Annotated in this window: 7 protein-coding genes; 5 read left to right on the top strand and 2 right to left on the bottom strand. The window is 50.8% G+C overall.

What is annotated here, in order from left to right:
• Positions 1-386: 386 nt before the first annotated feature.
• The gene (rfbA, locus tag DW096_RS13145) at positions 387-1,259 is read left to right on the top strand and encodes a glucose-1-phosphate thymidylyltransferase RfbA (protein ID WP_005827046.1); all 873 of its coding nucleotides are present in this window, start codon (positions 387-389) and stop codon (positions 1,257-1,259) included.
• A gap of 87 nt (positions 1,260-1,346) precedes the next feature.
• A complete protein-coding gene (rfbB, locus tag DW096_RS13140; protein ID WP_005827045.1) occupies positions 1,347-2,489 on the top strand; it encodes a dTDP-glucose 4,6-dehydratase in 1,143 nt (380 codons plus the stop codon).
• A 46-nt stretch (positions 2,490-2,535) separates the two neighbouring features.
• Here rfbB and menA read toward each other — a convergent pair whose 3' ends face one another.
• The gene (gene menA, locus DW096_RS13135) at positions 2,536-3,447 is read right to left on the bottom strand and encodes a 1,4-dihydroxy-2-naphthoate octaprenyltransferase (protein WP_005827044.1); all 912 of its coding nucleotides are present in this window, start codon (positions 3,445-3,447) and stop codon (positions 2,536-2,538) included.
• Positions 3,448-3,517: 70 nt separating this feature from the next.
• On the opposite strand from menA, the gene DW096_RS13130 reads away from it, so the two are divergent.
• Positions 3,518-4,585: a metallophosphoesterase gene (locus tag DW096_RS13130; RefSeq protein ID WP_199711490.1), complete on the top strand. Its 1,068-nt coding sequence runs from the start codon at positions 3,518-3,520 to the stop codon at positions 4,583-4,585.
• Position 4,586: 1 nt separating this feature from the next.
• Here the strand turns inward: DW096_RS13130 and DW096_RS13125 are convergent, their stop codons facing one another.
• Positions 4,587-7,556 (bottom strand): PEP/pyruvate-binding domain-containing protein, encoded by a 2,970-nt coding sequence (locus tag DW096_RS13125; RefSeq protein WP_119957927.1) that lies wholly within the window; start codon positions 7,554-7,556, stop codon positions 4,587-4,589.
• 125 nt (positions 7,557-7,681) lie between these two features.
• Between DW096_RS13125 and DW096_RS13120 the strand changes: the two genes are divergently transcribed.
• A complete protein-coding gene (locus DW096_RS13120; protein WP_120028844.1) occupies positions 7,682-11,614 on the top strand; it encodes a hybrid sensor histidine kinase/response regulator transcription factor in 3,933 nt (1,310 codons plus the stop codon).
• Between the two features lie 130 nt (positions 11,615-11,744).
• Positions 11,745-12,686: an ROK family protein gene (locus DW096_RS13115; RefSeq protein ID WP_035449096.1), complete on the top strand. Its 942-nt coding sequence runs from the start codon at positions 11,745-11,747 to the stop codon at positions 12,684-12,686.
• The last annotated feature ends 22 nt before the right edge of the window (positions 12,687-12,708 follow it).

The following is a 12,708-nucleotide window of genomic DNA, read 5'->3' as shown; positions in this document are numbered from 1 at the left end:
TTATAAAAAGAAAAAGCGTCTAGCTAAATCAGGAAAAGACAATGGATTGTATTTACCGATTGTTTACGCTATAGTGTAAAAGCCGTTACATGCTAATGTAAAGGTCGTTACGCTATTGGGTAAAGGTCGTTACACTATTTGGTAAAGGTCGTTACACGCTGAGGTAAAGACCGTTTCATCAAGGGGTGACGGCCGTTACGCACTGAAGTAAGCAAAACAATGTACCGGAGTAAGCAAAGCAATGAAGTAAAAAGATGAAACCAAGCCTTCACTTAATCGAATTTTTCCATTATCTTTGTGCCCGAATAGCAAGTAGAGCCGTGGGGCATCGTCCTCCTTCTTATTTTATTCTCCATTTTGAAGTATCACCGAAAAAGAACTGAAATATGAAAGGAATTATTCTTGCAGGTGGCAGTGCCACTCGTCTCTATCCGTTGTCCAAGGCTATCTCCAAGCAGATAATGCCCGTCTACGACAAGCCGATGATATACTACCCGCTCTCTACACTGATGTTGGCGGGAATTCGCGAAGTGCTTATTATCTCTACTCCACGTGACTTACCCATGTTCCGCGAACTGCTGGGAACCGGCGAAGAACTCGGCATGTCCTTTTCCTATAAGATACAAGAGAATCCCAACGGATTGGCACAAGCCTTTGTGCTGGGTGCAGAGTTCTTGGACGGCGGACCGGGCTGCCTCATCCTGGGCGACAACATGTTCTACGGTCAAGGCTTCTCCGCCATGCTGAAGCGTGCCGCTTCCATAGACAAGGGTGCCTGCATCTTTGGTTATTACGTCAAGGACCCCCGTGCCTACGGTGTAGTGGAGTTTGATGCCAACGGCAAAGCCGTCTCGCTGGAAGAAAAGCCTGCCAATCCTAAAAGCAACTATGCCGTCCCCGGACTGTACTTCTACGACTCCACCGTGACAGAGAAAGCCGCCTCCTTGAAGCCCTCTGCTCGCGGCGAATACGAAATTACCGACCTCAACCGTCTCTATCTGGACGAGGGCACGCTGAAAGTGGAGCTCTTCGGCCGTGGCTTTGCCTGGCTCGACACCGGCAATTGCGACAGCCTGCTGGAAGCCAGCAATTTTGTCGCCACCATCCAGAACCGTCAAGGCTTCCGCGTGAGCTGTATCGAAGAGATTGCCTGGCGCAAGGGCTGGATAGATGTAGACCAGCTGTATCGCTTGGGTGAACAGCTTGGCAAGACCGAATATGGCAAATACCTGATGGAACTGGCTGAATCGAAGCGATGAACTCTTTGTTCCCCAAAAAGAGAAGGAGAATAGTTCTCCTATAAAGGCCCGCTGACTTTAATTTTTAATTTATAATTTTTAATTCTCATGAAGACTTATCTCGTAACCGGTGCCGCCGGTTTTATCGGCGCCAACTATATTAAATATATCCTGGCAAAACATAATGATATTAAAGTGGTGATACTGGATGCCTTGACCTACGCAGGCAATCTGGGCACCATTGCCAATGACATTGACGATGAACGTTGCTTTTTTGTAAAAGGTGACATCTGCGACCGCGTGCTTGCCGACGAACTGTTTGCCAAGTATAAATTCGATTACGTAGTGAATTTTGCTGCCGAGAGCCACGTAGACCGTAGCATAGAGAATCCCCAGCTTTTCCTGATGACCAACATCCTGGGTACACAAAACTTGCTCGATGCCGCCCGCCGTGCCTGGGTCACGGGTAAGGACGAGTCCGGTTATCCCACTTGGCGCAAAGGCGTTCGTTACCATCAAGTGTCTACCGACGAAGTTTACGGCTCACTTGGTGCCGAAGGCTACTTCACAGAGCAAACCCCGCTCTGCCCGCACAGCCCTTACAGCGCCAGCAAGACGAGTGCCGATATGGTAGTGATGGCCTATCACGATACCTATAAGATGCCCGTCACTATCACCCGCTGTTCCAACAACTACGGTCCTTATCACTTCCCCGAAAAGCTGATTCCGCTTATCATCAAGAATATTCTCGAAGGCAAGAACCTCCCCGTCTATGGCGACGGCAGTAACGTGCGTGACTGGCTCTACGTGGAAGACCACTGCAAAGCTATCGACCTGGTTGTCCGCGAGGGTGTGGAAGGCGAAGTCTACAACGTAGGCGGTCACAACGAAAAGACCAATCTTGAAATCGTGAAGCTGACTATTGCCACCGTCCGCCGCTTGATGGAGGAAGAACCCCGTTACCGTGCAGTGCTGAAGAAACAAGTAAAAGCCGCCGACGGCACGATTGACATCAGCTGGATAAACGAAGACCTTATCACCTTCGTCAAAGACCGCCTAGGTCACGACCAGCGTTATGCCATCGACCCCACAAAGATTACCAATGCCCTGGGCTGGTATCCGGAGACGAAGTTCGAGGTCGGCATCGTCAAGACCATTGAATGGTACCTGAACAACCAGCCGTGGGTGGAAGAAGTGACCAGCGGTGATTATCAGAAGTATTACGAACAGATGTATGGAGGTAGAGGTTAAGGTTTAGGGATTAGGGTCTAACCGCTAATCCTTAACCTCTAACCCCTCAATTCAGCGCCACCGCTAACAGTAATCCTAAGAACAGCATATTGCGCGACGTCTCGCCCAGTATGCTGTTCAGCTTTTTACCGCTACCTATCTGTATCATTTTGCGCCACGTCAGTGCGTGCATATAGAGATAGACGCAGGGAGCCCAGATAAATTCCAGCGGAGTCAGCTTGCCCGTGTAGACAAACCAGAAGCAGAGCAGCACGGCGGCGATGCCCAGTGCCAGATACATATTCTCACCGAACTTCTTGCCGTAGCGTACCACCAGCGTACACTTGCCGCTCACGGCATCCTGCTCGCGGTCGCGATAGTTGTTCACCATCAGCAAGGTGTCTATGGCGAGGCCACTGACGAGCGACAGCACCACCACATCCATATTCAGCGTATAGGCCTGCACGTAGTAGGTGCCGCATACGGGCACGAAGCCGAAGAACACCAGCACCAGTACGTCGCCCCAGCCCCGATAGGAGAGCAGCGTGGTATAGAGGAAAGCAAACAGTATGCACACCACGCCCAGCACCACCAGTTCCCAGCCTCCGTGGGGCAGCTGCCCCCAGACGGTGAACAGCACTGCCAGCCCTGCCAGGCACGACAGTGTCAGTGCGATGCCGATGCCGGTTTTCATGGCTGCCGGCGTAATCCAACCTTCGGCGCAGGCGCGCTGCGGCCCCAGCCGGTCTTCCCGACGGTCGGTCCCTTTCTGGAAGTCGAAGAGGTCGTTGATAAAGTTGGCGGCAATCTGCATGCCGCAGGCAAAGAGGGCGCACAGCAGGGCGGGTGCGGTCTTGAACTGTCCGTCGCTGAAGGCAAGGGCACTGCCCAGCAATACCGGGATGATGGCTCCCGTCAACGTCTTGGGGCGGGCGGCGAGAAACCATGCGTAGGGTGAATTCTGTTTAATCTCGTTCATCGTAGTTCCAATTTAGTTCGGCATCTGCCAGCAAAAATACTGAAAATCCCTATATTTGTACCCACTTATGATGAAGAAGTTAGTCTACATATCCATTCTTTCTCTGCTGCTCTTGTCTTCCTGCCGTTCCAAGCGGATGATTACCGTGTCGTTGCCGCAGTCAGTCATGCAGGCAGACAGCACGCAGCTTGGCGATACTATCGGGTTGCCCGCCCGCCTTTCGCCGATGTTCACCTTTGACCAGTCTGATTTGCGTAATGTCCGCCGCCAGCCGGCGAAGGGCGAGGTAAAGAAACAGCAGATAAAGAAAACGGCACCGGTACAAAAGGTAATTGTGCAGCGAGGTACAAGAATCACATCGAAAACCACCCACGTAGGCTCGGCCTATAAGGGCGTCAGCCGCATTAAGACGTACGACTTCACGCATCGCGACGTGCCTGCCGCCTTCGAGGGCTTCTGCATCGCCTTTGTCTCCGACCTGCACTACAAAAGCCTGCTGAAGGAGGAGGGATTGAAGGACCTGGTCCGCCTGCTCATAGACCAGAAGGCCGACGTGCTGCTGATTGGCGGCGACTTTCACGAAGGCTGCCAGTACGTGCCGCCCGTCATGGCTGCCCTGGCGCAAGTGAAGACGCCGTTGGGCACCTATGCCGTGCTTGGCAACAATGACTACGAGGCTTGCTATGACGACATCGTGCGCGAAATGAGGCATTATGGCATGCATCTGCTGGAGCATAAGGTGGACACCCTGCGGCGTGGCGGCGAGCGGATTCTTGTGGCGGGCGTGCGCAATCCTTTCGACTTGGGCAAGAACGGCACATCGCCCACACTCGGCCTTTCGCCCGACGATTTCGTAATCCTGCTGACGCATACGCCAGACTATGCCGAGGACGTCCCGGTGACAAACTCCGATCTCATCCTGGCCGGACACACGCATGGCGGGCAGGTGACGCTGTTCGGGCTTTATGCACCGATAGTCCCCTCGCACTACGGGCAGCGGTTCCTCTCCGGGCTGAAGTACAACTCAAAGAACATCCCGATGATTGTCACCAACGGCATCGGCACTTCGCAGAAAGCCATCCGCATGTTTGCTCCCGCAGAGGTGGTGATGATTGTGCTGCACCGGCTGACGGACTGATTTATTCTTCGGGCATCAGCACCACTCCCAGTTTCTTCTTGCCATCCATCTTTACCACCATTGGCTGGTGGAAATGTACATGCCGCAGGTACTTCGTCTCGTGTACGGCAGGCTGTGCATTCAGGAATTCCTGGTTGTATACGCCGTCATTCATAAAGGCGTTGATGGTAAAGTATCCCACTCCAAAGGAGGTCAGGTTCTGGAAGAAGTGGGTTCCCTGGCTGGGGTCTACCCGGTAGTTGGTCAGTCCGGCTTCCACTATCACGCGGGCGGCGCTGATGTGCGGCCACTTCACGGGGATGCCGAGCCAGGTGTCACTGCTACCCCAGCGTCCGGGACCTACAAGGACATAGTTGCGGCCTTCGTCCAGGAACTGCTGGTTCAGCTTCTCTATCTCCCAGGCAATCTCCTGGTTGTGGGAGGCACTATAGTCGTCTGTCTTCACATAGATAATGTCATGTATCTCGTTCATGATGCCATGTCCCAATGAGTTGTTGGAACGGAGTAGTACCTGGTTGTCTGGAATCGCGGTAAGGTCTTCATCCAGCATCTCCTTGGTGTCGACTATCGGGCGGATTTGCAGCAGGTAGAAGGTGCCGGTTTTGTCCTTCTCGCGGCTCATGGTGGCGGCAAACTCTATCTCTACGGGACGGCGCATCTCCTGCTCTCCGTATTTCAAAGCCAGTTGCAGGATGCGTGGCAGGGGGAATACGTCGTGTTGCAGGATGTTGGCAAAGGTGATGACTTTGCGTCCGCCGGGATAAAGCCCGTCGCGGATAATCTGGTCGTAAGGGTCGTAGGTGGAGGCTATGTAGTTCAGTGCTCCGTCCTTTTCCGCTTCTTTGACGTGCAGTTTCAGCAGGTTGAAGCCGTCGTCGATGGAGAAGTCGTGACCGGCATTGCGCAGGTCGAGGGCATAGAAGCGGGTCTGAGTCTCTTTGAGGGCAATCTCCATTTCGCTGGTTTGCAGCACCTGGTTGGGGTGATAGGGCGAGAAGCGGAGCGTCATGCCACCGTCCACGATGTATTTACCTAAACCGAGCGCCAGATTGACGATACCTTCTTCTGCCTTCTCGTCGCCGATGGGGTAGTAGTTGAGCGAACGTGCCACGCCGGACATGCTGGGGTAGTAGCGGTCACCATACTGGTTGCCCACTACCTCTTGCAGGATGACAGCCATCTTTTCCTGGTCGATAACGTTGCTCGTTGCCTGCATGTATGCCTTCGAGTCGCGGAAGTAGACCGAAGCATATACTCCCTTGATGGCATCGCTCAGCATGCGCAGCATCTCGTACTTGTCGTCCAGATAGGGAATCATGTAGGTGTTGTAGATGCCGGCGAAGGGTTGGTAGTGCGAGTCTTCCAACAACGAGGACGAACGGATGGCAAGGGGCGACTTCACCACGTCGAAGAAGGTGAAGAAGTCCTCCACCAGGCGGTCGGGCAGCTTTGCTTTGAGGAAGTAGCGCAGGATGACGTCATCGTCGGCATCGGACAAGGCTATCTGATACAGATTGTTGGTATCCATAAACTCGTCGAACACATCGGTACAGAGCACGATGGTCTTGGGGATGGCGACACGGGCATTCTCAAACTCTTCGAACTCGGGGTGATGCTTCACCAGGTTGTCGATGAAAGCCAGTCCGCGCCCCTTGCCTCCCAGCGAACCGTCTCCAATACGGGCAAAGTTGGAGTATCGGTCAAAGCGGTCGCGCCTGAAGACTGCCACTACTCCCTGGTTTTTCATCTTGCGGTATTTCACGATAGCCTCGAAGATAATTTTACGGTGGGCATCCACGTCTTGCAAGCTATTCCAGGTGATGGGCCGCAGGAACTCTGCCACGGGAAACATGGCACGCGAGTAGAGCCAGCGGCTGACGTGGTTGCGGCTGATGTGGTAAAGGAATGATTCTGCCGGAACAGCAAAAAGAATGTTCTGCAGCTCTTTGAGATTCTTTACGCGGGCAATCTCTTCCAGCGTGTCCGGGTTGCGGAAGATAAAGTCGCCGAAGCCGAAATTGTCTGATACAATACGGCGCAGGTCCACATCCATCTTTTTGGAATTCTTGTCGATGAAGGCGGCATCGTATTTGGCTGCATACGCTACGTTGTCCGATTCGCTGGACTGTATGATAAGGGGTACAAACGGGTCTTCCTTGCGGATGGCGGCACAGAGCTTGATACCGGCCAGTCCGTCCTTCTCGCCCCGTTCTACGCGGGGGAAGCGTACGTCGGTGATGACACCTAATATATTATTCTTATATTTTTGGTAGATGCCAAAGGCTTCTTCATAGGTACGTGCCAGTACAATTTTGGGACGTCCCCTCATGCGCAGTGTGCGCTGGTGGGCATTCAGTGCTTCAGTAGAGAATTCCTGGCTCTGCTTCAATACGAATTTATACAGATTGGGCAGGATGGAGGAGTAAAAGCGGATGCCGTCTTCCACCAGCAGGATGAGCTGCACACCCACTTCGTTGACGTCGTGCTCCAGGTTCATCTTGTCCTCTATCAGCTTGATGATGGAAACCAGCAAGTCGGTGTTTCCCAGCCAGCAGAACACATACTCAAAGGGACTGAGGTCTTCATTGGCAATACGCTTGGTGATGCCGTGGCTGAAAGGGGTAAGTATCACCATCGGAATCTGTTCATACAGGTTTTTGATGTATCGTGCCACGTCGAAGCTGTCGTTGTCTCCCGTGCCCGGCATGCAGATGATGAGGTCGAAAGAGATGGAGGACAGCTGTGTCAGCGCCTCCTCGCAAGTGGAAACCTGCGTGAAACGGGGAGGGTAGCGCAAGGAGAGCGAAGTGTATTCATTGAATATCTTTTCGTCGATGCGGCCGTCATCTTCCAGCATGAAAGCATCGTAAGGATTGGCTATCAGAAGGACGTTGAAAATGCGCCGTGTCATGAGGTTGGCAAACTGTGTGTCCTTGAAATAGAGCTGGTTTAATTTGAACTTACTGAGCATGGCTTCTCATGATTTGTTGGTTTCGGAAGGCAAAAGTAATAGAAATCGAACCTATTCGGATAGTTTTTCGACCGTTTTTTTTATATTTATGCGTAATATTGCATCCGAAAAACAATATATGACCTATGTCTGCTCCATATCCGTTTCCATATAAATCCGTTGCATGTACATTTCTGCTGTTATGGGTGTTCGTTTTTTTGTCCGCTGACTTGTTTGCCGGTTCATTCCGCACCTTGGGTATCAAGGAGGGATTGGGCAGTCGGCAAGTATTCCAGATAAACAAGGATTCAGCCGGATTTGTCTGGGTGTATACTCATGTCGGGATAGATCGTTATGACGGGAATGAAATCAAGCATTACAAGCTGGACGGAATGGTTGATTCCAGGGACAATATCCAGTCTTCCACTACCATGATGTGTGATAAGGAGGGTATTGTCTGGGTTGCATTGAAGAATGGAAAAATCTATGCATACAACAAACTGACGGACTCTTTCCAATTGCGTGTGGACTTGGCCGATTACCTGCCTTCTCCGGTATTGTATAATATGCTGTTTGATGACGAAAACCGTTTGTGGTTGTGTATGTCAAAGGGGATTTATTCTTGGGAAGAAAGTGCAGGGCTGTCTTTTGCCGGATTGAAGGGGCAATCTGTCCGTTGCATAGTCCAAATGGAAGATGAAGTGTTTTTTGCAGGCACCGACAAGGGTGTCTTCCGGCTGACGAAGGCAGGAGCGGCAGGTTCTTCGTCTTTTGAGACGAGGCCGGTTGACCTGCATACAGAGATGCATGTGGAATCGCTCTATGTCTTCGGAGCGAAGCTGTTCATCGGTACCTTTTCAAACGGCGTATTTGTGCTTGACGGTCCCGAAGGGCAAATACATTCCTTGAATGACCGGATTCCTCATGTACCTATCCGTTCGTTTGCAAGGACAAAGGATAATTTGCTGCTGGTGGGAGCCGACGGTGCAGGTGTTTTTTGCATGGATGTCGCTACCGGAGAACTTTTGAACCATTATATGAATAACGGGGATGATGACAAAAGCTTGAGTGGTAATACGGTATCCGATATTTGTGTGGATGAATCCGGAGTTGTATGGATTGGCACTTCTACGAATGGCATCAGCTATCTGGATCCGGAGATGCCGGATGTCTATAGAATCAGGCACGAACGCAATAATGATAATTCCCTGAAGTCGGACCATGTAAATGTGATGTTTCAGGACTCGGAGGGAGATTATTGGTATGGTACAAACAACGGCGTCAGCCTCTATCAACCTCGGTCACGCAAATGGACCCACTATCTGGACGGTACGGAATATAGTGGCAAAGTGGTATTGGCACTTGCCGAAGACTCCGGGGGAAACATCTGGGTAGGTGGCTATGGTATCGGTGTCTATTGTATTCATAAACAGACCGGACGGGTACAGAAGAAAGAGAAAAGAAATGCACATCCGGAGAAGGGAATGGCCACCGACTATGTTTATGCCATTTATGCGGAAGGGGATTATGTCTGGTTCGGTGGTATTGAAGGAGAGTTTACCCGTTACGATATACGGACGGATACTTATACATATTACCCGATTGATTGCATAGGTGACATAAAGCCGGGTAAGGGGGGCTCATTACTGATTGCCGGTTGCAGCGGGTTGGCCGTCTTTGATAAGAAGTCGGGAGACACGCAGTGGCATCAGACGTTTGGAGACATCTCTCTGCATTATCCTGTCCGTTGCCTGATGCAGTCCTCATCCGGCGATACCTGGCTGGCTACAGACGGGGAAGGCCTTATACGTGTTGGGCCGGATGGGAAAGAGGCGCATGCCTATACCGTAGATGACAATCTGGTTTCCAATTCCATCAACAGCCTGCTGGAGGATAACGAAGGGCGTATCTGGTTCAGTACGGAGAAGGAATTGTATTGCTTGGACTGCTCCCGGGATATTATCATCAGTGCCAATGATTTTTTGGATGTCAGCTGGGGATATTACAATCCGAATGCTGCCCTTAAGTTGAAGAATGGATGTCTTGCTTTCGGCACCGCAGAAGGGGTTCTTTCCTTTCTCCCGTCTTTGGACTTGGGGACTCATGCACCCGTTGAGCTGATTCTGACAGACTTTAAACTGCTTTATGAATCGGTCAAAGCGGGAATGAAAGGCTCTCTTTTGCAAACGAATATCAATGATACCCGGAAAATAGATTTGAAGTATAATCAAAACTCCTTCTCAATTTCCTTCTCTGCCATCAACTTTGCAGTCCCGCATCGTATTAGGTATGAGTATAGGCTCGAAAATCACAATGAAGAGTGGGAACACTCCAATTCAGTGCGGAACGTGAGCTATATGAATCTCTCGTCCGGTAAGTATGTATTCCGCTTGCGGGCATTTGATAAATACACCGGGCAGCAGGTGGGAGAAAGAAGTCTGGACATTGTCATTCATAACCCTTACTGGGTTTCGTGGTGGGCGCTGCTCATCTATTTCATCTTGTTGTCTGTCTTTGTGTACATGTTTGTGCAGTATAGGAGGCATAAGGTGAACGAGGGGCGTATAAGGGACAAGATACGTTCCTTTATCAGTATAGCCCATGATATCCGTACACCGGTTACTTTAATAAAGGCTCCGCTGAGCGAGCTCGAAGCGCAGGAGGGACTTCCGGAGCAGGGTAAGAAAACCGTTGCGGTGGCTATGAAGAATGTGGAAAAACTGATGGGAATGATTACTCAACTGCTTGAGTTGCAGAAAACGGAACTGCATGCCGAGGAGTGTCTGAAGGTTTCTCCATACGACATTAAGGCTTATCTGGAGGAAAAAATGGCGGAGTTTCACTTAGCTGCCATGCAGAAGAGCGTCGGGATAGAGTTGGAGGTGGAGCCGGATATGCCCAAGGTTTGGATTGACCGGGAGAAGATGGATCATATCATAGACAATCTGCTCTCCAATGCCTTGAAGTATACAGAGAAGGGGGTCATTCACATACTGGTGAAGACTGCAAGAAAGAAGTGGACTATTGAAGTGAAGGATACGGGTATCGGCATTCCGAAAGAGGAGCAGGGCAATATTTTTCACGAATATTATAGAGCCCAGAATGCCATGAACTTTGAGGAAACCGGTTCGGGTATCGGTCTGATGATTACGCGCCGCATTGTGAAACAGCATCACGGCACCATCTCTTTCAGTAGCGTGGAAGGGCAGGGAACTACGTTTACGGTAACTTTCCCGCAGAGGATAAAGGCGAGCGTGGCGGTGGAAGCGAAGGCTGACGGCCAGGAAGAAGCTCAGGCCGCTACCGGGGCTGTGCATGAAGAAACGGAACGTGCCAGGAAGAATGTCCTTCTTCTGGCGGAGGACGATGCGGATATGAGGGAGTATCTGGTGGACAGCTTGTCTTCCGAATATAAGGTAGTTGCCGTGCCCGACGGCGGAAAGGCATTGGAGACGGCAAGGGAAATCAATCCTGATATCATTATCTCGGACATTGTGATGCCGGTACTGGAAGGTGATGAATTGTGCCGGATTCTGAAATCATCGGTAGATACAAGCCATATACCTATTATATTACTGACCGCACTGAGTGAGAGGGAAAATATCATCTTCGGACTGGAGGCCGGTGCCAATGACTACATCATCAAGCCTTTCGACTTGTCTGTGCTGAAAGTGCGTATCAGGAATATTCTTCAGAATAGGCAGCATTTGCGCGAAACCGTGTTGGCGATGGATGCGCAGCCCGAAGAGACAGACTATACCAGCCAGTTGGACAAGGAGTTCCTGGACAAGGTTATGAAAGTGATTGAGGAGGAGTTGTCCGATTCGGAATTCTCCATCAATGACTTCTGCCGGATGCTGGGCATGAGCCGCACTTCTGTCTACAATAAGATAAAGACGCTGACCGGGCAGGGACCGAATGACTTCATCCGCATTGTCCGTTTGAACAAGGCAAAAGAGCTGCTGGTTTCCCGGAAATATTCGATAGGGGAAGTGGCGAATATGGTCGGATTTTCTGACCCGAAATATTTCAGTACATGCTTCAAAAAGCAGTTTGGTACCAGTCCCAGCAAAATTTAGAGCCATGAAGACTGCTTTTGAACCACCGCTGACAAGTATTAAACCTTTTTTGTCAGAGAATAAACCCTTGTCTCCCTGATAGTGCGTAATATTGTGGACAGTAAACAATATTAAAAAACGCATATAAAAAATGGAAACGTATTTAGGTCTTGATTTAGGAGGCACGAAGTTGCTGATTGGCGAAATGGATAGCCGTGGCAACATTTTGAGGTATAAGAAATATGACTCCGGTTACTTTAATCAGCAGGCTGCGCTGGAAATCATCAAGTCGTCGCTCGATGATTATATCCGTACCGTGGGCTGGTATGACCAGAAACCGGTAGCGATGGGTGTTGGCCTGATAGGGCGTGTAGATTCCAACGAAGGTGTCTGGCTGCAGATTGACCCGAGCAGGACACAGCGGATTGAGTTGGCAAAGGAACTGTCGGACATATATGGCATGCCTTGCCATATAGACAATGATGTGAAGAGCGCTACAAGAGCCGAGCGCGTCTGGGGATTCGGACAAATTTCCAAAAACTTTATATACGTAAATGTAGGTACAGGCATTGCCGTGGGTACGGTGATAAATGGGAGACAAATCCGTGGCAGCCATTTCAATGCCGGCGAAGTGGGACACGTGCGTGTAGGTGTGAACATAGGCATTAAATGCGGTTGTGGACGGATGGACTGTGTGGAGGCGATTGCTGCCGGCATAGGTTTTGACAATTGTGCCCGTCTGCTCCGCAACCAGTATGAGACCGGCCTGCATATTCCGGCTGAAAAAGGGGAACGGGTGATTGTGAGTGAGGTGTTTGCACTTAGTCAGAAAGGTGACCCTCTCTGTACGGTGCTGGTGGAGAATGCAGCTGAGGCGCTTGCCAATCTTATCATGAATCTGGTACGTGTGATTGACCCGGACACGGTGGTGTTGGGTGGAGGCATTGTGGCCGACGGGTATATGCACGAGAAGATTCTGGAGAAACTTCATCCTACGACCATGCGTTTTGTCAGCAACGGGGTTGTCATTACGAAACTGAATCCCGGATTTATCGGGCTTCTGGGGGCCGGCGCGGTGGCGATGAATATGTGATTAGGAATTAATGATTAAGAAT

It is taken from the genome of Bacteroides sp. AM07-18 (assembly GCF_003602695.1).
In the GTDB taxonomy this organism is placed as follows: Bacteria; Bacteroidota; Bacteroidia; order Bacteroidales; family Bacteroidaceae; genus Bacteroides; species Bacteroides uniformis.
Note: the sequence above shows the minus strand (reverse complement) of the source record. Positions and strands in the feature narration are given on the sequence as shown.